The organism is Mycetocola reblochoni REB411 (assembly GCF_900163835.1).
Classification (GTDB): Bacteria; Actinomycetota; Actinomycetes; order Actinomycetales; family Microbacteriaceae; genus Mycetocola_B; species Mycetocola_B reblochoni.
The window spans coordinates 32,279-56,080 of sequence record NZ_FUKR01000066.1 but is presented as its reverse complement, the minus strand read 5'-3'; the positions used below and the strand labels follow the sequence as shown (position 1 = coordinate 56,080).

Below are 23,802 nucleotides of genomic sequence, written 5' to 3'. Positions count from 1 at the left end.
CACCCCCGGACCGCGGCGACCGCCCGGGGTGCCTTCGCGCTGAGCGAAACGCGCCGACCCGGGGAAGGATTTCACGGCCCGGCGTGCTTACATGGGTGTACCCGGGACGATTCGGGACCACAGTTAGGAGGGCCGTCACATGTCACAGCTCGTGAGTGAATCCGGCACGCAGACCGCTTCGTACCAGCTGACCGCCGCCGACCGGTGCGACAGCTGCGGCGCACAGGCCTACATCCGCGTGGAGCTGCCCACGGGTGAGCTGCTGTTCTGCGCCCACCACGGCAAGAAGTACGAGGAGAAGCTCGCGACGGTCGCCACCTCGTGGCACGACGAGAGCGAGAAGCTGCACTCGGGCGTGAGCGCTTAGCCGCGACCGACGCCGGAAGCGAGTCGAGGGGCAGGGACGTTTTCGTCCCTGCCCCTCGTCGTGCCGACGTGTCCGTCGGGTGACCGCGTCAGGACCAGGTGTCGGTGATCCCGGACTTGCTCAGCAGGATCGCGCGCGTCTGCCGGGTCACCTCGTCGAGGTCCCTGTGCGCGGCCGTCGTCTCGTAGATCAGACCGGCCCGCTCGGCGACCCGGCGGAGCAGGTCGTCCGTGACGGCGGGGTTCATCGGCAGCAGGGGGCCGTGGCAGTGGGTGCCGATCGCGTTGGCGACGACCGCCCCCTCGGTGCCGTCACCGTTGCCCGTGCCGTACCTGACCGAGCCGAAGGGGTCCTGTCCGGCGTCTCGCGTGACCACCGTGGTGTGGTTCTCGGTCCCGACGACGAGGCCGAGCGCCGTCTCGACGGCGAAGCCCTCCGTGATGATCCGCGGAGCCGAGGCGTCTGTGTCGGCGGCGAACACGCCGACTCCCGTGATGGTGTCATCGGTCGCGTAGCGGACCGACCGCGTCATCAGGGAGAAGCCGGCTCCGGCGGCCACCAGCACGGCGCCGTCCGCGACGCGCTCCCGCAGCCAGGATGCGATCCGGTCGAGGTCGGGCGCGATCTGGTGCACGGCGGAGGAGGTGCCGGAGCCGATCAGGATGATGTCGACGTCGTCGCCGGGAACGTCGTCCGCGACGCGGTAGCTCGACTCGATCACGTCGAGTCCCGCCAGCCGCGCCCGGTGGGCGAGCGCGGTCCGGTTGCCGACATCGCCGTTCAGCGAGAGCGTCTCGGGGTAGAGCTCGATGATGTGGATGCTCATGCGGAACCGGCCTCCAGGTCCTTGTAGCCGAGGTACTTCCTGGTGATCAGCATCTGGTCGTAGTCGAGGAAGAAGGTGTGCCGTCCACTGGCCGGACGGGGCCGGTCGAGCATCGCCTGCACGGCCTCGGTGACGTCGGGGATGATCGTCCCGAAGTCCTTGCCCTCGTAGGCGAGCCGCAGGGCGACGAAGGGACCCTTGGGTCCGGAGATCACGTCGACGTGGCCGATCTTCGAGAAGTCGGCCGCGTACAGCCAGGACGGGTCCTTGCTGGACTCGTCGTAGGCGAACAGCACCGAGTCGGGGGTGCGATCCAGGTAGTCAAGGTTGAGCTGCAGGCTGGCGAGATTCTTCAGCATGAGGATCTCGATCTCGACGTCGCCGACGGTGAGGATCTCCCCCCTGCCGTAGACGGTCTTCGTCGACTGCACGGCCTCGACCGCCGTCTCGATCGAGAACCGGTCGCCGAGTGCGTTGGCCGCGACGGAGAGTGCCGCGGCGATGTCGACCGCGTAGTGGATCCCACGCGACGGCATGACGATCCGGTGCTCGACCCCGCCGAAGGCGATCGTCGCGATGTTCCGGTCGACGCCGACCACCTCTGCCCTGGCCGCACGGCCGGTGACCTGCTCCTTGCCAGAGAAGTCCCGTGCCGACACCTGACCGTGCGGGGCGCTGGCCTGCACCTCGTCGGTGACGCCGAAGTACTCGACGTCCAGCCGGCCTTCCGCCTCGAGCTCGGTGCCGAGGTGGCCGAGGAAGTTGTCGTCGCGGTTGAGTGCGATGTACTCGGAGACCTCGCCGGCGATGTCGCGGAACATCTGCGCCACCTTGTCCGGCTCGCCGAAGCGGTAGATCTGGTCGACGAGGAGGTTGAGGATGACCGCGGACTGCGGACGCAGCTGGCGGCAGATCTCGACGCCGTACGCCTCGTCGACCTCGAGGATCGCGATGTCGGCGTCGAGCTTTCCCGTCAGCGACACGTCGGCCAGGACGGCGGAGGCGATCCCCTGGGGCATGTTCGCCCCCGACGGGTTGCTGAACACCCGCAGGCCGTGGGCGCGAACGATGCCGGTGATGATGTTCGTCGTCGTCGACTTGCCGTTGGAGCCCAGGATGACGATCGAACCGTACGGGAGCTTCTCGGTCACGTCGCCGACGAAGTCGCGGTTCATCTTCTGCGCGACGAGGCCGGGGAACGCGCTCCCTCCGCCGCGGAGGCGGGTCGCGAAGCGGGCTGCCCGCCCGGCGAGGACGGGGAGGACGAAGGCGGCACCCGGCTTAGTCAAGGTAGTCCCTCAGCGACTGCGAGCGCGACGGGTGGCGCAGCTTCGCCATCGTCTTCGACTCGATCTGGCGGATGCGCTCGCGGGTGACCCCGAAGGTGTCGCCGATCTGGTCGAGGGTCTTCGGCATTCCGTCGCCGAGGCCGAATCGCATGCGGATGACGCCCGCCTCGCGCTCCGACAGGGAATCGAGCAGGCTCTCGAGCTGCTTCTGCAGCATCGTGAAGCCGACCGCGTCCGCGGGGACGACGGCCTCAGTGTCCTCGATGAGGTCACCGAACTCGCTGTCGCCGTCCTCGCCGAGGGGCGTGTGCAGCGAGATCGGCTCCCTGCCGTATTTCTGCACCTCCACGACCTTCTCCGGCGTCATGTCGAGCTCGCGGCTGAGCTCTTCCGGCGTGGGCTCGCGGCCGAGGTCCTGCAGCATCTGCCGCTGGACGCGCGCGAGCTTGTTGATCACCTCGACCATGTGGACGGGGATGCGGATGGTGCGGGCCTGGTCGGCCATCGCACGCGTGATCGCCTGCCGGATCCACCAGGTTGCATAGGTGGAGAACTTGAAGCCCTTGGTGTAGTCGAACTTCTCGACCGCACGGATCAGACCGAGGTTGCCCTCCTGGATGAGGTCGAGGAACTGCATGCCTCGGCCGGTGTAGCGCTTGGCGAGGCTGACGACGAGACGCAGGTTGGCACCGAGCAGATGGCTCTTGGCCCGCTGGCCGTCGCGGGCGACCCACTGCAGCTCTCGCTTGAGCTTCTTGTCGATGTCGGGGGTGTTGGCGAGCTTGTCCTCCGCGAACAGGCCGGCCTCGATGCGCATCGCGAGCTCGACCTCTTCGGCCGCGTTCAGCAGGGCGACCTTTCCGATCTGCTTGAGGTAGTCCTTCACCGGGTCGGCGGTCGCGCCCGTGATGGTGGTGGAGTACACCGGCACCTCGTCGTCGTCGGACGATGAGATGACCATCGCGCCCTGCTTGAGCAGTGCGGCGTTCGCCGCGGCAACCGCGGGGGCCTCGCCGTGTTCGACGTCGTCGGCGCCGTCGAGCTCCTCCGTCACCTCTCGCTCGGCGTCCGTGGACGTCGCGCTCGTGGCGGAGGCGCGCTTCGCGGCGGCGGTCTTCGCCTTCGCGGCGGCGGTCTTCGCCTTCGCGGCGGTGGTCTTCGCCGCCGGCTTCTTGGCTGCGGTCCGCTTCGTCGGGGCGGGCTTCTCAGCGTCCTCGCCCTCCGACGACGCCTTTGCCGCGGCCGTCTTCGCCGCGGTCGTCTTCGCAGCGGCCGTCTTCGCCGTGCTCGCCGCCTTTGCCGTGGACGTGCTCGCGGCCTTTCGCGGTGCGGCCCGCTTGGCCGGTGCCTTCTTCGCGGGGGCGGCCTCGGCGCTCTCCGCAGCTGCTCCGGCGGTCACCTCCGGCTCGTCGGCTTTCGCCTTCGTCTTGGCGGCCATGCAAACCCCTCTCGTCACGGACATGTCATCGACGATCGCGCGATCGTTTTTTGACAGTGCTAAGACCCTTGTCAAGTCCGCACGACGATGCGTGGGACAGACCGGGTCTCTAAGAGACAAGTATTGCACGGATGCCGATGGGGGCCGACCACGGCCGAGCGCCCCGGCTCAGCGTCCGCGCCATCTCTCCATCAGTGCAACCCAGAGCGGGCCGACGTCTATTCCTTCCGACTCCCTCAGCGTCGCCCGCGAACGGCGACGGGTGAGCATGACCATCAGCAGGCCCGTCCCGATGACGGGGAACTGGACGAGGAAGGCCACCCGGAAGGCGTCGAGGCCGTAAACGCCGCTGCCACCGGATGCGAGGTCGAGCACGGCGCCCACGAGGAACATCATCACGAAGCTGGCGAGGAACCCGCCCACGTTGACCACGCCGTTCGCCGCGCCGAGGATGTGCGGAGGGTTCGCCGTTCGGGCGAAGTCGAAGCTGATCAGGGAGCCGGGTCCGCCGACGCCGAGGACGAGCAGAAGCACGATGACCAGCCAGTCCGGCGGGGTGCCGGGCCAGGCGAGCACGAGGGCCCAGGTGCCGAGGATGGCGCAGACGACGGCGATCACCAGGTTGGACCTGCGGTAGGGGAAGCGCGCGCTCAGCAGACCGAGGACCGGGCCGGCCACGACGCCGGTCAGCACAACGAAGAGCAGCATGGCCGCGGCACGGGACGGTTCCCAGCCCAGTCCGAAGACCATGAACGGGTATCCCCACAGCAGGCTGAACACCGTACCGCTCGACTGGGTCGAGAAGTGCGACCAGAACCCGAGCTGGGTCCCCGGCCGCGCGAAGCTCCCGCGCACCTCCGTGAGCGTGGCTCCCCAGCTGGGGGCCGCCGGCGGACGCGGGGCCGAACGGGGGCGGTCGTGCACGAGCACGATCGCGAGCACGAGGGCGATCCCCGCGAGCGAGGCGGCGCTCAGAAAGGCGGTGGTCCAGCCGCTCATGTGAAGGAGCCAGGCGAACGGAACGGCGGAGAGGATCTGGCCGATCTGGCCGAGGTTGCCGATCCACTGGGACAGCTGCGGGACGATCGGCCCGCTGAACCACGAGGTGGTCAGGCGCATGACGGAGACGAAGATCGTCGCGTCGCCCGCTCCGACCAGTACACGGCCGGTGACCGCGAGAGAGAAGTGTGGGCTCAACGCCAGGATCGTCTGCCCGACCGTGAGGAAGAGCATCCCGGCGATGATGAGCCGGCGCGGGCCGAAGCGGTCGATCAGCACCCCGACGGGGATCTGCATCCCGGCGTACACCACGAGCTGCATGACGGCGAGCGACGACATGGCCGCGGCGGTGACACCGAAACGGTCGAGGGCGTCGACCCCCGCGACACCGAGCGAGGAGCGCTGCAGCACCGCGACGACGTAGACGACGACGGCGACCCCGTAGACAACCCAGGAACGGCGCGAATTCACCCCCTCAGCCTAGTGGTGATCAGGCGAGGCCCCGCCCTCCCTGCTCGTCGCCGCGTCCGCTGAGGAAGCGTTCGAGCTCGGCGGCGATCTCGTCCGCGCTGGGGAGCTCGCCCGCGCCGTCGGTGAGCGGCGACCGGGCCGTGGCGTCGCCGAGCTCGCTGTCGTACCGCTCCTCGAGCGTCGCGATCAACCGCTGCAGCTCGTCGTTGCCGTCGATCTGCTCCTGGACCTTGGAGACGAACCGGCGTCCCGCGTCGCGCAGGGTGTCCGTCGGGAGGATGAGCCCCTCGGCCGCGCCGAGCCCGTCGATCGCGGTGACCAGTGCCTCGGGATACTCCGTCTCGGCGAGGTAGTGCGGGACGAGGACCGCGAACCCGCTGACCGGCCTGCCGGTGTCGCGGATCGCACCGTGAAGCCGGTGCAGGGGCGTCGCCTGAACGCGCATCGTCGTCCGCCAGGCGCTCAGCCGATCCACCAGCTCGCCACGCGTGCCGGTGACGACCACCCCCAGCGCCCTGGTGTGCGGCACCGGCATCGGCACCCCCTGCACCCAGCTCGCCCCCGAGACGCGGAAGCGCTCGACGAGGTCCATCACCGCGTCGGTGAACGCCTCCCAGGCCAGGTCGGGCTCGTAGCCGATGAGCGCGAGGAACGGCTGTCCCATCTCGTCGTCGGCGAGGGCGAGCTCCAGGCGCGGGGCCGTGTAGTCGCGGAAGTCGTCCTGGTCGAAGAGAACGGAGGGACGACGCGCGCGGTAGTCGAGGAAGGTGTCGTTGTCGAACGCCGCGACCGTTCGGGACTGCCGGTCCCCCCTGATGAACTCGATCAGCTGACCCGAGGTCGTCCCCGCATCCGCGAAGCCCGTCATCGCCATGACCAGCGGCAAGCCGGAGGGGACCTCGTCGGCGAGGGGGGTCAACGAGTAGATGTCAGCGTGAGGCATCCTTCAAGCCTAGGCGCGCACGCGCGCGAGCGCTGCCCCACGCCGCGCGCCGTGAGCGAACAGGCCGGGCCCGCCGCCTAGCATGGAGGCATGGCAACCAGCTCCCTCACCTTCACATCCGACGACGCCCTCCGCACCGACGAGGGCACCATCCTGCTCCTGGTCCGGTCCGGCGACGCCCCCGTCGTCATCGGCAGCGACGCGGTCGACCAGCCGACGCTGTCGGCCCTCGGCTTCACCGGCACGGCCGAGCAGCACGGCGTCATCGTCCTGGACGGCAGGAGGATCGAGCTGGTCGGCGTCGGCTCCGAGCTCACCGAGCGCAGCGTGCGCCGGGCGGTCGGCTCAGCCGTGCTCAAGGCCGAGGGCGAGAACAGCTACCGCATCGTCGTGCCCGCGGGCCTGCTCGCGGCCGCCGCGGAGGGCGCGGCCCTGGGCTCCTACCGCTTCCGCACCTACCGCGGGACGCTCAGCACCGCGACGACCGTGCCGCCGATCGTGCTGCACACCACGGATGACGACGCGGCAACCACAGTCGAGCGGGTCCTGGCGGTCGCCGACTCGGTCGCGCTGGTCAAGGACCTCGCCAACACCCCCGGGCGTGACCTGCCGCCGGCCGAGCTCGCCGCCCGCGCCATCGACGCCGTGGCCGAGCTACCCGTCGAGGTGACGGTCTGGGACGAGAAGGAGCTCGCCGACGGCGGCTTCGGCGGGATCACCGGCGTCGGCCAGGGGTCCTCGCGACCCCCGCGTCTGGTGAAGCTGAGCTACTCCCCCGCGGGCGCCCAGGCCCACCTCGCCCTCGTCGGCAAGGGCATCACCTTCGACACCGGCGGCCTCTCCCTCAAGCCCGCGACCTCGATGACGGGAATGAAGTACGACATGGCCGGCGCGGCGACGGTGCTCGGCACCCTCGTCGCCGCCGCCAGGCTGGGCGTGGCGACCCGCATCACCGCCTGGCTGTGCGTCGCCGAGAACATGCCCTCAGGGACCGCCATCCGGCCAGATGACGTGCTCACGATGAAGAACGGCACGACGGTCGAGGTCACCAATACCGACGCCGAGGGACGCCTCGTGCTCGCCGACGGTCTCGTCATGGCCTCGGAGGAGCACCCCGACGCGATCGTCGACGTGGCCACCCTCACCGGTGCAGCCCTGGTCGCGCTCGGCCGGCGGACCGCGGCCGTCATGGGCGACTCGGCGCTCGGCCAGCGCATTCTCGACCTCGCGGGCACCGCGGACGAGCCCATGTGGGCGATGCCCTTCCCCGAGGAGCTCCGCGAGGTGCTGAAGTCGAACGTCGCCGACCTCATCAACGCGAAGATCGGCGGCTACGGCGGGACCCTGACCGCGGGCCTGTTCCTCCGCGAGTTCGTCGGGACGGTCGACGGCGGCGACGAGCGGATTCCGTGGGCCCACCTGGACATCGCCGGCCCCGGCGACAACCCCGACGCGCCGCACGGCTTCACCGGCAAGGGCGCGACCGCGTTCTCGCTCAGGACCCTGCTCGGGCTCGCCGAGGAACTGGCCACTCCGTAGTAAGGTCGAGCGGGAAACCGTAACCCACTGTCGTGCCGCCCACCAGACGCCACGGCACCACGCACCAACCAGATGCACAAGGGAGATTCCGAGTGTCGGAGCAGAAGTTTGACGTCGTCGTCCTCGGTGGAGGCAGCGGCGGATATGCCGCAGCGTTGCGAGCCACCGAGCTGGGCTTCAGCGTCGCGCTGATCGAGAAGGACAAGCTGGGCGGCACCTGCCTGCATCGGGGCTGCATCCCGACGAAGGCGCTGCTTCACGCCGCCGAGGTCGCGGACGTGACGAAGGAGTCGGCGCAGTACGGCATCGTCGCCGAGTTCGGCGGGATCGACATCGCGGGCGTCACGGCCTACCGCGAGGGCATCGTCGCCAAGAAGTACAAGGGGCTCCAGGGCCTGATCAAGGCGCGCAAAATCACCGTGATCGAGGGCGAGGGGCGGCTGGCGTCCCCGACCAGCGTCCAGGTCGGGGACGACACAATCGTCGGCGACACGATCATCCTCGCCACCGGCTCGTACAGCCGGAGCCTGCCCGGTCTCGAGATCGGCGGACGGGTTATCACCAGCGAGCAGGCGCTCGGCCTGGACTACGTGCCGGAGCGGGTCGCCATCCTCGGCGGCGGCGTCATCGGCGTCGAGTTCGCGAGCGTGTGGCGCTCCTTCGGCGCCGAGGTCACCATCATCGAGGGGCTGCCCCACCTGGCCCCCAATGAAGACGAGGCCATCTCGAAGAACCTCGAGCGGCAGTTCCGCAAGCGCGGCATCGACTTCAGGATCGGCACCCGGTTCCAGAGCGTGGACCAGGACGACGAGGGCGTCGAGGTCACGCTCGAGAACGGCGACGTCATCAGCGCCGACGTTCTGCTCGTCGCGGTGGGGCGTGGCCCCTCGACCGCGGGCCTGGGCTTCGAGGACGCCGGTGTGACCGTGGATCGCGGCTTCGTCATCACGGACGAGCGTCTGCAGACCTCGGTGCCGGGCGTCTACGCGGTCGGCGACATCGTTCCCGGCCTGCAGCTCGCGCACAGGGGATTCCAGCAGGGCATCTTCGTCGCCGAGGAGATCGCGGGTCTCAACCCCGTCGTCATCCCGGACGTCAACATCCCCAAGGTCACCTACTCCCAGCCGGAGATCGCCTCGATCGGGCTCACGGAGGCCGCAGCGGCCGAGCAGTACGGCGCCGACAAGATCAGCGCCTACGAGTACAACCTGGCCGGCAACGGCAAGAGCGAGATCATCGGCACCTCGGGCATCGTCAAGGTGATCCGCGAGGTCGATGGCCCCGTCATCGGCGTGCACATGATCGGCGACCGCGTCGGCGAGCTCATCAACGAGGGTCAGCTCGCCGTCAACTGGGAGGCGTACCCCGAAGACCTCGCCCCCCTCATCCACGCCCACCCGACTCAGAACGAGGCTCTGGGTGAGGCATTCCTCTACCTGGCCGGGAAGCCGCTGCACACACTGTGATGGCCCCCGAACTGAACGAACCCACACAGTTTTCGAAGGAGACAACGTCATGAGCGAGTCCGTCAACCTCCCCGCTCTCGGTGAGAGCGTGACCGAGGGCACGGTGACCCGTTGGTTGAAGAACGTCGGCGACAGGGTCGAGGTGGACGAGCCGCTGCTCGAGGTCTCCACCGACAAGGTCGACACCGAGATCCCCTCCCCCATCGCGGGTGTTCTGGAGGAGATCCTGGTCGAGGAGGACGAGACCGTCGAGGTCGGCGCCCCTCTCGCTCGCGTCGGCGACGGCTCCGGCACCTCCGGGGGCGACGCCGAGCCCGCGCCCGCCACGCAGGACGAGGCGCCGAGTGCCCCGACCGACGAGGAGGAGGCCGCAGCGGAGCAGGTCGCCGAGACCGAGGACGACGCGCCGAAGGCCGAGTCCATGCCCGAGCCCGTTCCTGCAGCGGCACCGGCCCCCGCGGCTCCGGCCGCGGCGCCTGCGGCGCCCGCTGCTCCTGCGAGCCCCGCCGCTCCTGCGGCCCCTGCCGCGCCCGCCTCGTCCGATGACTCCCTCGTCGGCGGCAGCGGCTACGTGACGCCGCTCGTGCGTCGGCTGGCCGCGAAGGAGGGCGTGGACCTCTCGACCGTCACCGGCACCGGTGTCGGCGGACGCATCCGCAAGGAGGACGTCCTCCAGGCCGCGTCCGCGAAGGCTCCCGCCGCGGCTGGCTCCTCGGCTCCGGCGACCGCGTCGGCCGGCTTCGTTCCCGAGCCGGTGTCCGAGCTTCGCGGCACGTCCAAGAAGATGTCGCGGCTCCGCAAGGTCGTCGCCGAGCGCGCGGTCGAGTCGCTGCAGAACACGGCTCAGCTGACCTCCGTCGTCGAGGTCGACGTGACGAAGGTCGCGGCGCTGCGCGCGCAGGTCAAGGACGAGTTCCTCGCCAAGACCGGTAACAAGCTGTCGTTCCTGCCGTTCTTCGCGTTCGCCGCGACGGAGGCGCTGAAGGCGTACCCGATCATCAACGCCACGGTCGAGGACGACACCATCGTCTACCCGGAGTCGGAGAACATCTCCATCGCCGTGGATACGGAACGCGGCCTGCTCACGCCTGTGGTCCGCAACGCCGGTGATCTGGACGTCGCGGGACTGGCCGGTCAGATCGCCGACCTGGCCACGCGTACCAGGGACAACCAGCTGAAGCCCGACGAGCTCGCCGGCGGGACGTTCACCCTGACCAACACCGGCTCGCGGGGCGCCTTGTTCGACACGCCCGTCGTCTTCCTCCCGCAGAGCGCCATCCTCGGCACCGGCATCGTGTCGAAGAAGCCGGCGGTCGTGAAGACGCCGGAGGGCGAGGCGATCGCGATTCGTTCGACCGTGTTCCTCGCCCTGTCGTACGACCACCGGATCATCGATGGCGCGGACGCCGCCCGCTTCCTCGTCGCGGTGAAGAACCGCCTCGAGTCGGGAGACTTCCGCTCGGTTCTGGGCATCTGACGACGGCTGAGCGCTGCAGACGCGCGGTGCGTATCGGGAACGATACGCACCGCGCGTCTTTCTCCGTCCGGGTCGGCGAGGTCGCGTCACAGCACACCGGTGGCGACCGACACGACGACCGCCAGGCCACCGGCCGTCGCCGCGGCTGCGAAGAGCACACGCGGCCCTGACAGGACGCCCGTCCGCGAACGCGTTGTGCCCGCATCGTCTCTCTCCGCGCTGTCGACCCCTGTACCGTCGCTGCCCGCACGCCTCCGTGCTGCGCCAAGTCGCGCTCGGCCGACGCGCCGTTCCCCTGCACCGCCGGAGCGACGCCGTCTCGCCGTGCCTGCCCACGCCCTGGGGGCGTCGTCCGAGGTCATCGGCACACCAGGCCACGGGTGTTCGTCCGCTCGCGGCACCCGGCGAAACGTACCGTCGGGATGCTGCGCCCGTTCCGACGACCGCACAGACATCGCGAGAGGCTCGGCCGGCGGGGTGAGCACTGGCTCCGGCCTGCGCTGCGCCCCGATGTCGGCACGGACCCTCGAACGGTGTCCTCGCCCGCCGCGGGGCGGGACACCCCCTGGCTGCCGACCAACCGCGTGTGCGAGGGAGAGACGATCCCAGTGCGCCGCATCCCGGGCGAGGCGCTCGTCAGGAGGGAGCGCGACGGGAGTGGCCTCCGGGATCAGCCACTCATCGTGCGGCGCTCCCGTCCGTCCCCGGTGCTCCCCACCTGGACTCCGGACGGGGTCAGGTGAGGCGAGACCTTCGCGAAGGCGCTCATAGATCTGGTCCAGGGCGGCGACGTCGTCAGCAGCCGTCGCGGCACGAGGAGCCGGCACGGCGCTGGCCGCCCCGGCCGTTTCATCCCGCCAGCCCGTCAGCGCCCAGCCACCGTCGTGACGGTGCATGTGGCGGGCCCGCAGCCTGCCGTGGGCGAGGCCGGCCCCGTGAAGGGAGAGCAGCGCCCGGCAGAGCGCAGCCATCCCCTCGATGACGGCGCGGCGATCGCCGGTCTGGTACGCATCCTGGAGTGTCTGCCTGCACACCGGCATCACGATGGCGATCGCGCCGTCCGCCGTGCTGCCGAGATCGAGCACAGGGTACGCATCGTCACCGCACGCCGCCATCCGGGAGAGGAGCCGCATGCTCGCCTCCGGTGCGCCGACCCGGATCGCGACGTCGCCGTCCTCGCTGCTGGCGGCATAGACCGCTCCATCCGCGGTAGAGGCGAGCACGCGGAGCAGTCGGTAGTTCATGAGCCGTTCGGTGACGGAAGGACGTGTCATGACGTGGATGGTCGCACCTCGGACGCGCTCAGTCGCCGAGAGTCGCGATCCGGCTGGACATCGCCGTCGTCGCGGGCTGTGCAGGGCGAGGTTCCCGTCCTGCACAGCGGCCGGGACGGGCTCCCGCGCGAGACGCTCGCCCCGTGTCCCGAAGACGCTTCGCGTCACGGTATCCTTTTAGCCATGGCACGCAAGGACACCACGAAGACCCCCAAAGCCCAGAAAGAGCCGGGTCGTATCGCCCAGATGAGGCAGGTCTTCAGCATGACCCGCCGTCATGACCCCGCCGTGGTGTGGTGGATGGTGCTCGGCGCCGCGCTCTCGATCGGTGCCGCTGTCGGACTGTCGCTCTGGTTGTCACGCGGGAACGTCATCGGGACGATCCTGTGGATCGTGAGCGGTGTCCTGCTCGCCGTGCTCGTGTCGATGATCATCCTCGGCCGTCGGGCCGAACGCGCGGCCTACGGACAGATCGAGGGCCAGCCCGGAGCCGTCGGCGCCGTGTTCCGCGGCTCGCTCCCGCGCGGCTGGCGGGGAAGCGAGATGCCCGTCCACGTCAACCCGAAGACGCAGGACGCGCTCTACCGCGCGGTCGGCCGTGGCGGAGTCGTGCTCGTGGCCGAGGGCCCGCGCTCGCGGACGTCGCGGAGCGTGACCGAGGAGAAGCGCAAGCTGGCGCGCATCCTGCCGAACGTCCCCGTCGAGGTGATCAACGTCGGACCGGACGAGGACGCCGTCGAGCTGCACAGGCTCCCCAAGCGAATCAAGTCGATCAAGAAGCAGCTGACCAAGCCGGAGATGCTCGCCGTCGTCAACAGGCTCTCGTCGCTCGGCGGAACGCAGCTGCCGATCCCCAAGGGCGTGGACCCGAACAGGGTCAGGCCACAGCGCGGCCGCTGATCGGCGGATAACAGGTCGCGGCGTTCCCGCGGCGTCACGGTGCCGTGTCCACCCCTCGGGGCGGGCACGGCGCCGTCGTCTGATGCCGGCAGTGCTGCGCCGACACGCGGCGGTTGTTGCGCCGGCACCCACGCACCCGGCTCGGCGGGGTGGCCGGCGATCAACAGCCAGCGGCGGAGGCTACCGCGCACGGCGGTCGGCGGTCGGCGGTCGGCGGCGCACGGTGCCGGGTGAACCGGTCGGCGGCGCACAAGGCCGGAAGGCGCCGTCAGCGGCGCAGAAGGACCGTGCCGGCGATCTTGTCGTGGAAGCCGCGCTGGTCCGAGTCCCAGACGAGTGCCGGCAGCAGCAGGCACAGCAGAGCCGTCCGCACCAGCGGTCGCCAAAGCCCGACGTAGCCGCCGCGGAGCGGGGTGACGAACATGCCCATCAGGCGATGGCCGATCGTGCCGCCGATCGTCGGGATGAACACGAGGTTCATCGCCGCGAACACGAGAAGCGACGCCCACGGGCTCTCGTAGAAGAAGGCGTAGTAGACGATCCACGCCAGCACCGCGTCGATCCCGTAGGCGGCAAAGCGGCGCCCCACCCTCGCGACGCTCCCGGGGCCGTGCTCGGGCAGCCCGAGGCGTTCACCGGGGAAAGTGCTCGGGGGAAGCTGACCGAAGGTCTGCGGGGGCTGGGTCGAATTCGGCACCGCGCCAGTCTACCGACCCGCGGAGCTGTAACACGCGTGAAACAATGGTGTCACGGTCGGGTAATCCCGGCCCCCTACGCTCGAGTTCGGTAGCAACTCAGCGCCCACCCGTACCAACCCCGCATTGGAGCCCGTCACATGTTCAGTGATTCGTCAGAGGTGCTCGCGTTCATCAAGGAGACGGACGTCAAGTTCGTCGACATCCGCTTCACGGACCTCCCCGGTGTTCAGCAGCACTTCAACATCCCCGCCTCCACGGTCGACGAGGAGTTCTTCACCGTCGGCCAGCTCTTCGACGGTTCGTCGATCCGGGGCTTCGCGAACATCCACGAGTCGGACATGCAGCTGATCCCCGACGTCAGCACCGCCTACGTCGACCCCTTCCGCGCCGAGCGCACGCTGGTCATCATCTTCGATATCTACAACCCGCGCAACGGGGAGATCTACTCCAAGGACCCGCGCCAGGTCGCCAAGAAGGCCGAGAAGTACCTCGCCTCCACCGGCATCGCCGACACCGCCTTCTTCGCCCCCGAGGCGGAGTTCTACGTCTTCGACGACGTCCGCTACTCGGTGACCCAGAACCAGTCGTTCCACATCGTCGACTCCGAGGAGGGCGCGTGGAACACCGGCCGCGAGGAGGTCGGCGGCAACCTCGGCAACAAGACCCCCTACAAGGGCGGCTACTTCCCCGTCAGCCCCGTCGACAAGCAGGCGGACCTCCGCGACGACATCAGCCTCAAGCTGATCGACGCGGGCCTCATCCTGGAGCGTGCACACCACGAGGTCGGCTCCGGCGGCCAGGCGGAGATCAACTACCGCTTCGACACGATGGTCCACTCGGCCGACGACATCCTCAAGTTCAAGTACATCGTCAAGAACACCGCGGAGCAGTGGGGCAAGACGGCCACCTTCATGCCGAAGCCGCTGTTCGGTGACAACGGCTCGGGCATGCACACCCACCAGTCGCTCTGGAACGACGGCAAGCCGCTGTTCTACGACGAGAACGGCTACGGCGGCCTCTCCGACGTCGCCCGCTGGTACATCGGTGGCCTGCTCAAGCACGCCCCCGCGGTGCTCGCGTTCACGAACCCGACGATCAACTCCTACCACCGTCTGGTGAAGGGCTTCGAGGCGCCGGTCAACCTGGTGTACTCGGCCGGAAACCGCTCCGCGGCGATCCGCATCCCGATCACCGGCACCAACCCGAAGGCCAAGCGCATCGAGTTCCGCGCGCCCGACGCCTCCGGTAACCCCTACCTCGCCTTCGCCGCGCAGCTGATGGCCGGCCTCGACGGCATCAAGAACCGCATCGAGCCGCACGAGCCGGTCGACAAGGACCTCTACGAGCTGCCGCCCGAGGAGGCCAAGGGCATTCCCCAGGTTCCCGGCACCCTCGAGGAGGCGCTGCAGGCGCTCGAGGCCGACCACGAGTTCCTGCTCGAGGGCAACGTGTTCACCCAGGAGCTCATCGACACCTGGGTCAGCTATAAGCGCGAGAACGAGATCCTGCCGCTGGCGCAGCGCCCGCACCCCTTCGAGTTCGAGCTGTACTACGGCGTCTGATCCGACCGATCACCGCGTCCAGCCGGACGCTGCGGGCCCGCACCAGCTCACGCTGGGCGGGCCCGCAACCGTGTGCCTCCCGCACGTGTGAGGGGCACTGCCAGGGGCGAGCCCCCGACCGGTCGAACCACCGCGGCCGCTAGCCGCCGTACATGCGCCGGGCGCCGCCCCGGTTCTCGCTGACCGGTTCGCCGTAGAACCCGGCCTCGAACACCTGCCTGGCGCGCCGGGTCACCGCGAGGTACTCCTCCTCCAGCACGCTCGCGGAGCGCGGCGGGAAGTCCAGGATGCGGGCGATGCCGTCGAGTGCGACGCGGTCGGAGGGCAGCACGTCGCTCGCCCGGTTCAGCCACAGCATGTTCGCCGAGCGCAGCCGCGACGCCAGCAGCCACGCCTCGCGGAGCAGGACCGCGTCGTCCTCCGCGATCAGGCCGTGCTCCGCCGCCGCATCGAGCGCAGCGAGCGTGCTCGTCGTCCGCAGCTCGGGCACCGCGTGGGCGTGCTGCAGCTGCACGAGCTGGACGAACCACTCCACGTCGCTCAGCGAACCGCGGCCGAGCTTCAGCTGACGACGCGGGTCGGCGCCCTGAGGCATGCGCTCGCTCTCGACGCGCGCCTTGATCCGCTTGACCTCCCTGACGTCCTTCTCGGCGATCGCCTCCGGGTATCGCACCGTGTCGGCCAGCGACTCGAAGTCGGCGATGAGGCTCTCGTCCCCGGCGATGCCGCGCGCCCGCAGCAGCGCCTGGGCCTCCCAGGTGAGCGACCAGCGGCGGTAGTAGCTCGCGTAGCCCTCCAGGGAGCGCGCCAGCGGGCCGTTCTTGCCCTCGGGGCGCAGGTCCGCGTCCAGGTCGAAGGGCAGCCGTGGGTCCTGCACGCTGTTCTGCAGCTCCGTGACGATGCGCCTGGCCAGCGCGCCGGCGTCGACCTCCTCGTCGACGGCACGGTAGACGTACAGGACGTCGGCGTCGGAGCCGAAGCCGGTCTCCGCTCCCCCCAGTCTGCCCATGCCGATGATGGCGAACTCGAGCACGTCCTCGGCGGCTCCGAGCTCGGCCCTGATCCGCTCGAGCAGGACGGAGAGCGTGACCTCGGTGATCTCCGTCAGGCCCCGCGCGACCTCGCGGACGTCGAGGACGGAGCTGACCGAGGCCAGCGCCATGCGCAGCACCTCGCGCCGGCGCAGACGCTGCACCGCCTTCGCCGCGTCGGCGAGGGCGCTGTGCCGGAACGCGAGCGCGGCCGCCTCCGAGCGCAGCGCGGCCGCCGGGCGGACCTCGAGCTGCTTGTTGCTCTCCAGCCAGGCCGCCGACTCGGGGACGACGTCGAGGAGCTCGCCGATGAAGCGCGAGGTCGACAGAGCGTGGGTGAGCCGCTCGGCGGCACCGGACGAGTCGCGCAGCATCCGCAGGTACCAGTGGGTCCCGCCGAGCTTGTCGCTCAGCCGCCGGAACGCGAGCAGGCCGTAGTCCGGGTCCGCTCCCTCCGCGAACCAGCGGAGCATCACCGGCAGCAGGGTCCGCTGGATGGTCGCCCTCCGGGACACCCCTGACGACAGCGCCCTGATGTGGTTGAGCGCCCCCTCGGGGTCGCGGAAGCCGATCGCCGCGAGCCGCCCCTCGGCCTGCGGGGTGGTGAGCCTGACCTCGTCCTCCCTGAGCGCGGCCACGGCGGACAGCAGCGGACGGTAGAACAAGCGCAGGTGCAGCTTCCTGACCTCACCCTTCGTCGACTCCCAGCGCGTCACCAGCGCCTGCGCGGTCGGGGCGAGCCGGGTGGAGCGGGCGAGCACGCGCAGCTCGTCCTCGTCCCTGGGCATGAGGTGGGTGCGTCGCAGCCGCTGCAGCTGAAGCCGGTGCTCGATGACGCGGAGGAAGCGGTAGTGGGCGGCGAAGGCCGTCGCCTCCTCCCGGCCGATGTAGCTGCCGCGCGCAAGCGCGTCGAGGGTCTCGAGCGTTCCGCGCAGCCGCACCGAGGGATCCGTCTGGCCGTGGACCAGCTGCAGGAGCTGGACCGTGAACTCGACGTCCCTGAGTCCCCCCGGTCCGAGCTTGATCTCGTAGTGGAGCTGATCGGCGGGGATGTGCTCGGCGACGCGCTCGCGCATGTGCTGCGCCTGCTCGACGAAGTTCTCCCTGCCCGCGCTCGACCAGACCGAGGGGGCGACGCCGGCGACGTAGTCCTCGCCGAGCGCGCCGTCGCCGGCCAGTGGCCGTGCCTTGATGAGTGCCTGGAACTCCCAGCCCTTGGCCCAGCGCTCGTAGTACGCCAGGTGGGAGCTGAGCGTGCGTACGAGCGCGCCCTGCTTGCCCTCCGGCCGGAGGTTCGGGTCGACCTCCCACAGCGCCGGCTCGACGCCCGTCTCGCTGATCACGCGCATCAGCGTCATCGCGAGCCGGGTGCCGATCTCGACGGCCCTGCCCGAGGACACGAGCTCCTCATCGGCGGACTCGGCGACGTAGATGACGTCCACATCGCTGACGTAGTTCAGCTCGCGGGCACCGGCCTTGCCCATTCCGATGATCGCGAGCCGGGTGGCGGCGACCTGGTCCGCCGAGAACGGTCCGTGTGCGCCCATGATCGCCCTGGCGGCCAGGAGTGCACCCTCCAGCGCTGCACCGGCCAGATCGGACAGCGCGGCGGACACCTCTTCGAAGACCGCCGTCGGCTCTGGCGCCCTCAGGTCGTGCACCGCGATCCGCGCGAGCTGACGCCGGTACGCGACGCGGAGGGCGAGCGCGATCCGGTCCGCGTCCGCGTCGTCGCCGGAGTCGATCGCGAGCGTCACCGCGTCGACCAGTGCCGAGGTCATCGCCGCCGCGGAGGGAAGCACCGCCGGTGTGCGGCGCAGCACGGCGAGCTCGTCGGGGTGTCGGAGGAGGAACTCCCCCAGCCCCTGCGAGGCACCGAGCACGGTGAGCAGGTTCGTTCGCCACTGCTCGTCGCCGAGGACGGGCTCCAGGTGCTCGGGGACGCGCGACGCCAGGTCGGCCAGGCACACGAGAGCCTGGTCCGGGTCGGCGGCCGCGCGGAAGTCGGCGAGCCACTCCGTCACGTCGACGCCGCAGTCCCTCAGCTCCTCGAGCCGGAGCCGGGAGGCGCTCAGCGAGGCGAAGCCCGAGCGGGCGAGGGCCGAGAGGACCCCGGGATCACGGGCCATCGTCTAGAGGATGCCGAGGTTCTGCGTCAGCTCGTAGCGGGTGACCTGGCTGCGGTACTCGCGCCACTCCCTGCGCTTGTTGGCCAGGACGTAGGAGAACACCTGCTCCCCCAGCGTCTCGGCGACGAGCTCGGAGGACTCCATGTACTCCAGCGCGTGGTCGAGGCTCGCGGGAAGCGGCGAGTAGCCCAGCGCCCTGCGCTCGGCGTCGGAGAGCTCCCAGACGTTGTTCTCCGCCTCAGGGGGCAGCTCGTAGCCCTCCTCGATGCCCTTGAGGCCGGCCGCGAGCAGCAATGCGTACGCCAGGTACGGGTTCGCGGCGGAGTCGATGGCACGGTACTCGACGCGGGCGCTGCCGCCCTTGTCCGGCTTGTAGAGGGGGACGCGGACGAGCGCGGAGCGGTTGTTGTGGCCCCAGGTCACGTAGCTGGGCGCCTCGTCGTCGCCCCAGAGGCGCTTGTAGGAGTTGACGAACTGGTTGGTCACCGCGGCGATCTCGTGCGCGTGGCGGAGCAGCCCGGCGATGAACTGCCGGCCGGTCTGCGAGAGCTGGTATTCGGCCCCCGCCTCGTAGAAGGCGTTCGTGTCGCCCTCGAACAGCGACAGGTGCGTGTGCATGCCCGAGCCGGGCTGATCGGTGAGCGGCTTCGGCATGAACGTCGCGTAGACGCCCTGCTCGATCGCGACCTCCTTGATGACGGTGCGGAACGTCATGATGTTGTCGGCCGTGGTGAGCGCGTCGGCATAGCGGAGGTCGATCTCGTTCTGGCCGGGGCCCGCCTCGTGGTGGCTGAACTCGACGGAGATGCCGAGGTCCTCCAGCATCCGCACGGAGCTGCGCCGGAAGTCGTGCGCCGTTCCGCCCGGGACGTTGTCGAAGTAGCCGGCCGAGTCGACGGGGACCGGACCCGCATCGCCGAACTCCGCCGACTTCAACAGGTAGAACTCGATCTCCGGATGGGTGTAGAACGAGTAGCCCTGGGACGCGGCCTTCGCGAGCGTGCGCTTGAGCACGTTCCGCGGGTCGGACATCGCCGGCTCGCCGTCGGGCGTGGTGACGTCGCAGAACATGCGGGCTGTCGGGTGCACGTCGCCCCGCCACGGCAGCAGCTGGAAGGTGCTGGGGTCGGGGACGGCGAGCAGATCGGACTCGTAGCGCCGCGTCATCCCCTCGATGGCCGAGCCGTCGAAGCCGAGGCCCTCGGCGAAGGCGCCCTCCACCTCAGCGGGGGCGATGGCAACGGACTTCAGCGTGCCGACGACGTCGGTGAACCACAGGCGGATGAACTTCACCTCGCGCTCCTCGATGGTGCGGAGCACGAAGTCGCGCTGCTTGTCCATTCAGTTCTCCTCACTTGCCGACGCTACGTCCACCCAGATTAGCGCCCCCGCACGCCGTATCGGCGTGCGGGGGCGTCGAGTCGCGGCTTCAGTCCTCGCCGGACTCCTTCGCGTCCTCCTCCGCCCAGCGCCGCGAGTTCTCGGCGAGGGTCTCCGGCGCCCTGGCCGCCTCCTCGCGCGTCGCGAAGGGCCCGGCACGGTCGACGGCGGGCGAGACGAGGCCGTACTCCACCTCTCCGGACGTGAGGTTGTACCAGTACGAGTATTCTCCGTCTGCGGTCACAGCGGCTCCTCTCGGGTCGATTAGTCTGCTGTCATGCCCAAAGATACCCTCGGCCACCTCACACCCGGTCGTGTCGGTCCGCTGCGCGTCGTCCCGCCGAGCATCGTCCGACCCGAGTACGTCGGAAAGGCGGCCCCGGCTCCGTACACCGGCTCCAACGTCTACTCCGCGGAGCGCATCGAGGCGATCCGCCGGGCAGGTCGGATCGCGGCCGACGCGATCGCCCTCGTCGGCGAGAACGTCCGGCCGGGCGTCACGACCGACGAGCTCGACGCCATCGGCCACGCCTTTGTCGTTGAGCACGGCGCGTACCCCTCGACGCTCGGCTACCGGGGGTACCCGAAGTCGATCTGCTCCTCCGTCAACGAGGTCGTCTGCCACGGCATCCCGGACGACACCGTGCTCGAGGACGGCGACATCGTCAACATCGACATCACCGCCTACCTCGACGGCGTGCACGGCGACTCCAACCGCACCTTCGTCGTCGGCGATGCGCCGCAGGAGACGCTCGACCTGGTGAACCGCACCGAGCAGGCACTGCTTCGCGGCATCAAGGCCGTCGCCCCCGGCCGGGAGGTCAACGTCATCGGCCGGACCATCGAGTCCTACGCGCGTCGCTTCGGCTACGGCGTCGTCCGCGACTTCACCGGTCACGGGGTGGGCGAGGCCTTCCACTCGGGCCTCATCATCCCCCACTACGACTCGGCGCCGGCGTACAGCGACGTGATGGTCCCCGGCATGGTCTTCACGATTGAGCCGATGCTGACGCTCGGCACCCACGAGTGGGACATGTGGGCCGACGACTGGACCGTCACCACCAAGGACCGCTCGCTCACCGCCCAGTTCGAGCACACCCTGGTGGTCACCGACACCGGCGCGGACATCCTCACCCTTCCCACCCCGGTCGGGAGCTGATCGAGGTGGCACAGGCACGCACGCAGGCCCCCGCCATCGGCATCGACATCGGCGGGACGGGCATCAAGGGCGCGCTCGTCGACGTCGTCCACGGCGAACTCCTCAGCGACCGGGTCAAGCTGCCCACCCCGCAGGGCGGGCACCCCGACGACATCGCCGAGGTCGTCGCCTCGATCGTCGACAGCCTGCCCGCGGGCGACCACTCCGTCGGGGTGTGCTTCCCCGCCGTCGTCAGGGCGGGCCGCACGATGTCGGCGGCGAACGTGTCCGACGAGTGGATCGGCCTCGACGCGCAGTCGCTGTTCGAGAGACGCCTCGGCCGGCCGATCGCGATCCTCAACGACGCCGACGCCGCCGGGGTCGCCGAGCTGAGCTACGGCGCCGCCGGAGGGACCGCAGGGGTCACGATCGTCACCACCCTCGGCACCGGGATCGGCTCCGCGCTGCTCATCAACGGCGTGCTGGTGCCCAACACGGAGCTCGGTCACCTGGAGATCGACGGCGGCGACGCCGAACAGGCCGCGGCCTACTCGGCGAAGGAGCGGGAGGGGCTGGACTGGGCGGAGTGGGCGCAGCGGCTGCAGCGCTACTACTCGACGCTGGAGATGCTGTTCTCTCCCGACCTGATCGTCGTCGGCGGCGGCGTGTCCAAGCACCACGAGAGCTTCCTCCCGCTGCTGTCGCTGACCGCTCCGATCGTTCCGGCCACGTTCCGCAACAACGCGGGGATCCTCGGCGCGGCGTCCGTCGGCTCGCACGTCGTGACGAGCCCTCCCCCGCTCGGCTGAGCGGGACGCACGCGGAGACACGACACGGCGGCGGCCGCATCCGGGTGGATGCGGCCGCCGCCGTGTGCGGTGGGCCGGCCGGTACGCCGGGTTCTGTCCGGACCCGAAGGTCCGTGACGGCCATCTCTCTCGGGGACACGTTGCCGTGCCCCTCTAGCGGTCTACCCGGACACGGGACGAGCAGCCCCCTGGTGTCCTGTCTGACCTTGCTCCGGACGAGGTTTACCGAGCCGCCCGGGTCACCCCGGGCGCTGGTGGGCTCTTACCCCACCGTTTCACCCTTACCGGATCGCTCCGGCGGTCTGTTCTCTGTGGCACTGTCTCGCGGGTTACCCCGGGTGGGCGTTACCCACCGTCCTGCTCTGCGGAGCCCGGACGTTCCTCGGCACCGGCCGGAGCCGGTGACGCGACCGTCTGGCCGACCCACGCCTCCCAGTCTAGCCCGCGACCGGGGTCACCAGATGCCCGACTCCTCGGTGCGCACGAGGATGCACGAGCACTCGGGGCACTGGACGACCTCGTCGGCCGGGGCGCGCCTGACCTCCTCGAGGTCCGCCCCCGTCAGCGTGATCGTGCAGCCGCCGCAGGCGCGCTGGCGCAGCAGGGCCGCCCCGATGCCGCCGCGGGCGCGGCGCTGCTCGTACAGCGCGAGGAGGTCGGCGTCGACGAGGTCGGCGAGGGCCTGCCGCTGACCGAGGTTCGAGGCCGTCTCGGCGTTCAGCCTGTCCAGCTCCGCCTCGCGCTCCGCCGCAGCCCTGGTCAGCTCCTCACCGAGGCGCCCGTCGACGTCGCGGGCCTCGGTCACGCGCGCCTCGGCCGCCTCGGCACGTTCCATCACCTCGAGCAGGACCTCGTCGAGCACGCCCCTGCGGGCCACGAGCGACTGGATCTCCGCTTCGAGCGCCTGCGCGTCCTTGGCGGAGCCGCCCGCGGCGAGACGTGTGCGGTCGCGGTCGAGCCGCTGCTCGACCATCGCGCTGTCCGCCTCGAGCTTGGCCTGCTCGCTGGCGATGTCCTCCTGCGCGCCGACATGGCGGGCCAGCTCGATCCGGTGTCCGTCCCGCTCGGCTGTGAGCGTTCGGATGTGGGCGTCCTGAGGGAGCGAGCGCGCGCGATGCCGGAGGGTGTTGAGGGCGTTGTCGATCTGCTGCAGGTCGAGCAGTCGCTTCTGTTCGGTGACGGTGGCTTTCACGCGGTGTCCTTCATACGGGGAGGGCGAGGGGTGACGGGTCAGTGGACGACGAAGTCGAAGGGGTCCGTGCGACGTCGGCTGACGGTGATCTCGGCGTCGGGGACGAGCTCGGCCAGCTGCAGCGCGGCGGTGTCGAGCCAGAGCGACTCGGCCGCCCAATGCGACACGTCCACGAGGGCGGCCCCGTCGCCGAGGAGGGACTGCTCCCTGAACTCGGACGCCGGGTGGTGGCGGAGGTCGCTGGTGACGTACACGTCGGCTCCCGCTGCGCGGGCGTCGCCGAGCAGCGAGTCACCCGCCCCTCCGCAGAGCGCGACGCGAGACACGGTCTGTTCCGGGTCCCCGGCCACGCGCAGCCCCTGCGCGGTGTCAGGGAACAGCGCGGCGCACCGCTCCGCGAACTCGCGCAGTGACGTCGACGCGGGCAGATCGCCGACCCGGCCGATCCCCGTCGCCCCGTCGGGGCGGGCGGACAGGGGGCTGACGTCACGCAGCACGAGGGCATCCGCGATGACGGCAGACACGCCGCCGACGACGACGTCCGCGTTCGTGTGGCAGCTCAGCAGGGCACAGTCGGCGCGGATGAGGCGCGCGATCAGCGCACCCTTGTACCCGTCCTCCGCGACGCTCGTGACGCCGCGGAGCAGGAGGGGGTGATGGGTGATGACGAGGTCGACGTCGAGTTCCTCGGCCTCGGACACCACGGCGGCGACAGGGTCGACGGCGAGCAGGATCCGACGGATGGTCGTCGCTCGGTTGCCGCAGACGAGACCGCTGGCGTCCCAGGACTCCTGGCCGGAGAAGGGCCAGATCCGGTCGATGCCGGTGATGATCTCGTCGAGGGTGGTCACCGCTCCAGCCTACGGCCTCGCGG

Annotated in this window: 20 protein-coding genes and 1 other RNA gene; 8 read left to right on the top strand and 13 right to left on the bottom strand. The window is 70.1% G+C overall.

Annotated elements, in window-relative coordinates; translation table 11 throughout:
• Window positions 1-139: 139 nt before the first annotated feature.
• Window positions 140-367, top strand: a complete 228-nt coding sequence (locus FM119_RS11715) for a DUF7455 domain-containing protein (RefSeq protein WP_087138333.1) — start codon at window positions 140-142, stop codon at window positions 365-367.
• A gap of 88 nt (window positions 368-455) precedes the next feature.
• On the opposite strand, the gene FM119_RS11710 is transcribed toward FM119_RS11715, so the two are convergent.
• The 5 genes from FM119_RS11710 to FM119_RS11690 form a co-directional block, all read right to left on the bottom strand.
• Window positions 456-1,193: a type 1 glutamine amidotransferase gene (locus FM119_RS11710; RefSeq protein ID WP_087138332.1), complete on the bottom strand. Its 738-nt coding sequence runs from the start codon at window positions 1,191-1,193 to the stop codon at window positions 456-458.
• Window positions 1,190-2,482 (bottom strand): Mur ligase family protein, encoded by a 1,293-nt coding sequence (locus tag FM119_RS11705; protein WP_087138331.1) that lies wholly within the window; start codon window positions 2,480-2,482, stop codon window positions 1,190-1,192. Before FM119_RS11705 ends, FM119_RS11710 begins: the two co-directional genes overlap by 4 nt.
• Window positions 2,475-3,920 (bottom strand): RNA polymerase sigma factor, encoded by a 1,446-nt coding sequence (locus FM119_RS11700; RefSeq protein WP_087138330.1) that lies wholly within the window; start codon window positions 3,918-3,920, stop codon window positions 2,475-2,477. The genes FM119_RS11705 and FM119_RS11700 overlap by 8 nt, the downstream gene beginning before the upstream one ends.
• 168 nt (window positions 3,921-4,088) lie before the next feature.
• Window positions 4,089-5,390 carry an MFS transporter gene (locus tag FM119_RS11695; protein WP_087138329.1) on the bottom strand — a complete coding sequence of 434 codons (1,302 nt, stop codon included), beginning with the start codon at window positions 5,388-5,390 and terminating at the stop codon, window positions 4,089-4,091.
• Between the two features lie 19 nt (window positions 5,391-5,409).
• Window positions 5,410-6,333: a proteasome assembly chaperone family protein gene (locus FM119_RS11690; RefSeq protein WP_087138328.1), complete on the bottom strand. Its 924-nt coding sequence runs from the start codon at window positions 6,331-6,333 to the stop codon at window positions 5,410-5,412.
• Between the two features lie 90 nt (window positions 6,334-6,423).
• On the opposite strand from FM119_RS11690, the gene FM119_RS11685 reads away from it, so the two are divergent.
• The 3 genes from FM119_RS11685 to sucB all read left to right on the top strand — a co-directional run bounded on the left by FM119_RS11685 (window position 6,424) and on the right by sucB (window position 10,815).
• Window positions 6,424-7,872, top strand: coding sequence for a leucyl aminopeptidase (locus FM119_RS11685; protein ID WP_087138327.1), 1,449 nt, complete (start codon window positions 6,424-6,426; stop codon window positions 7,870-7,872).
• A 92-nt stretch (window positions 7,873-7,964) separates the two neighbouring features.
• Entirely contained in the window at window positions 7,965-9,338 is a 1,374-nt protein-coding gene (gene lpdA / locus FM119_RS11680; protein ID WP_087138326.1) for a dihydrolipoyl dehydrogenase, read from the top strand.
• Window positions 9,339-9,387: 49 nt separating this feature from the next.
• Window positions 9,388-10,815, top strand: a complete 1,428-nt coding sequence (gene sucB / locus FM119_RS11675) for a 2-oxoglutarate dehydrogenase, E2 component, dihydrolipoamide succinyltransferase (RefSeq protein ID WP_087138325.1) — start codon at window positions 9,388-9,390, stop codon at window positions 10,813-10,815.
• 86 nt (window positions 10,816-10,901) lie between these two features.
• Here the strand turns inward: sucB and FM119_RS11670 are convergent, their stop codons facing one another.
• Window positions 10,902-12,089 (bottom strand): hypothetical protein, encoded by a 1,188-nt coding sequence (locus FM119_RS11670; RefSeq protein ID WP_143822704.1) that lies wholly within the window; start codon window positions 12,087-12,089, stop codon window positions 10,902-10,904.
• 183 nt (window positions 12,090-12,272) lie between these two features.
• Between FM119_RS11670 and FM119_RS11665 the strand changes: the two genes are divergently transcribed.
• Window positions 12,273-12,989 (top strand): DUF4191 domain-containing protein, encoded by a 717-nt coding sequence (locus FM119_RS11665; RefSeq protein ID WP_087138323.1) that lies wholly within the window; start codon window positions 12,273-12,275, stop codon window positions 12,987-12,989.
• A gap of 268 nt (window positions 12,990-13,257) precedes the next feature.
• On the opposite strand, the gene FM119_RS11660 is transcribed toward FM119_RS11665, so the two are convergent.
• The gene (locus tag FM119_RS11660; protein ID WP_087138322.1) at window positions 13,258-13,686 is read right to left on the bottom strand and encodes an RDD family protein; all 429 of its coding nucleotides are present in this window, start codon (window positions 13,684-13,686) and stop codon (window positions 13,258-13,260) included.
• Window positions 13,687-13,824: 138 nt separating this feature from the next.
• Here FM119_RS11660 and glnA (FM119_RS11655) point away from each other — a divergent pair, with 138 nt between their 5' ends.
• Window positions 13,825-15,249, top strand: a complete 1,425-nt coding sequence (gene glnA / locus FM119_RS11655; protein ID WP_087138321.1) for a type I glutamate--ammonia ligase — start codon at window positions 13,825-13,827, stop codon at window positions 15,247-15,249.
• A gap of 139 nt (window positions 15,250-15,388) precedes the next feature.
• Here glnA (FM119_RS11655) and FM119_RS11650 read toward each other — a convergent pair whose 3' ends face one another.
• The 3 genes from FM119_RS11650 to FM119_RS11640 all read right to left on the bottom strand — a co-directional run bounded on the left by FM119_RS11650 (window position 15,389) and on the right by FM119_RS11640 (window position 20,033).
• Entirely contained in the window at window positions 15,389-18,409 is a 3,021-nt protein-coding gene (locus tag FM119_RS11650; RefSeq protein WP_087138320.1) for a bifunctional [glutamine synthetase] adenylyltransferase/[glutamine synthetase]-adenylyl-L-tyrosine phosphorylase, read from the bottom strand.
• 3 nt (window positions 18,410-18,412) lie between these two features.
• On the bottom strand, window positions 18,413-19,750 hold the full coding sequence (gene glnA / locus FM119_RS11645) for a type I glutamate--ammonia ligase (RefSeq protein ID WP_087138319.1): 1,338 nt from the start codon (window positions 19,748-19,750) through the stop codon (window positions 18,413-18,415).
• 88 nt (window positions 19,751-19,838) lie between these two features.
• Window positions 19,839-20,033, bottom strand: coding sequence for a hypothetical protein (locus FM119_RS11640; protein ID WP_087138318.1), 195 nt, complete (start codon window positions 20,031-20,033; stop codon window positions 19,839-19,841).
• Window positions 20,034-20,066: 33 nt separating this feature from the next.
• On the opposite strand from FM119_RS11640, the gene map reads away from it, so the two are divergent.
• Window positions 20,067-20,948 carry a type I methionyl aminopeptidase gene (gene map, locus FM119_RS11635; protein WP_087138317.1) on the top strand — a complete coding sequence of 294 codons (882 nt, stop codon included), beginning with the start codon at window positions 20,067-20,069 and terminating at the stop codon, window positions 20,946-20,948.
• A gap of 5 nt (window positions 20,949-20,953) precedes the next feature.
• Window positions 20,954-21,736 (top strand): polyphosphate--glucose phosphotransferase, encoded by a 783-nt coding sequence (gene ppgK / locus FM119_RS11630; protein ID WP_087138316.1) that lies wholly within the window; start codon window positions 20,954-20,956, stop codon window positions 21,734-21,736.
• Between the two features lie 66 nt (window positions 21,737-21,802).
• On the opposite strand, the gene rnpB is transcribed toward ppgK, so the two are convergent.
• From rnpB to FM119_RS11615, 3 genes are all read right to left on the bottom strand, one after another.
• Window positions 21,803-22,162: RNase P RNA component class A (rnpB, locus tag FM119_RS11625), an RNA gene on the bottom strand.
• Between the two features lie 28 nt (window positions 22,163-22,190).
• A complete protein-coding gene (locus tag FM119_RS11620; RefSeq protein ID WP_087138315.1) occupies window positions 22,191-22,928 on the bottom strand; it encodes a zinc ribbon domain-containing protein in 738 nt (245 codons plus the stop codon).
• A 38-nt stretch (window positions 22,929-22,966) separates the two neighbouring features.
• Window positions 22,967-23,779, bottom strand: coding sequence for a Nif3-like dinuclear metal center hexameric protein (locus tag FM119_RS11615; RefSeq protein WP_087138314.1), 813 nt, complete (start codon window positions 23,777-23,779; stop codon window positions 22,967-22,969).
• Window positions 23,780-23,802: the final 23 nt, after the last annotated feature.

Bases quoted from the DNA above. Each gene is read 5' to 3' on its own strand.
- FM119_RS11715 (WP_087138333.1), top strand. From the start codon at position 140: ATGTCACAGCTCGTGAGTGAATCCGGCACGCAGACCGCTTCGTACCAG.
- FM119_RS11710 (WP_087138332.1), bottom strand. From the start codon at position 1,193: ATGAGCATCCACATCATCGAGCTCTACCCCGAGACGCTCTCGCTGAAC.
- FM119_RS11700 (WP_087138330.1), bottom strand. From the start codon at position 3,920: ATGGCCGCCAAGACGAAGGCGAAAGCCGACGAGCCGGAGGTGACCGCC.
- FM119_RS11690 (WP_087138328.1), bottom strand. From the start codon at position 6,333: ATGCCTCACGCTGACATCTACTCGTTGACCCCCCTCGCCGACGAGGTC.
- FM119_RS11685 (WP_087138327.1), top strand. From the start codon at position 6,424: ATGGCAACCAGCTCCCTCACCTTCACATCCGACGACGCCCTCCGCACC.
- sucB (WP_087138325.1), top strand. From the start codon at position 9,388: ATGAGCGAGTCCGTCAACCTCCCCGCTCTCGGTGAGAGCGTGACCGAG.
- FM119_RS11670 (WP_143822704.1), bottom strand. From the start codon at position 12,089: ATGACACGTCCTTCCGTCACCGAACGGCTCATGAACTACCGACTGCTC.
- FM119_RS11665 (WP_087138323.1), top strand. From the start codon at position 12,273: ATGGCACGCAAGGACACCACGAAGACCCCCAAAGCCCAGAAAGAGCCG.
- glnA (WP_087138321.1), top strand. From the start codon at position 13,825: ATGTTCAGTGATTCGTCAGAGGTGCTCGCGTTCATCAAGGAGACGGAC.
- FM119_RS11650 (WP_087138320.1), bottom strand. From the start codon at position 18,409: ATGGCCCGTGATCCCGGGGTCCTCTCGGCCCTCGCCCGCTCGGGCTTC.
- glnA (WP_087138319.1), bottom strand. From the start codon at position 19,750: ATGGACAAGCAGCGCGACTTCGTGCTCCGCACCATCGAGGAGCGCGAG.
- map (WP_087138317.1), top strand. From the start codon at position 20,067: ATGCCCAAAGATACCCTCGGCCACCTCACACCCGGTCGTGTCGGTCCG.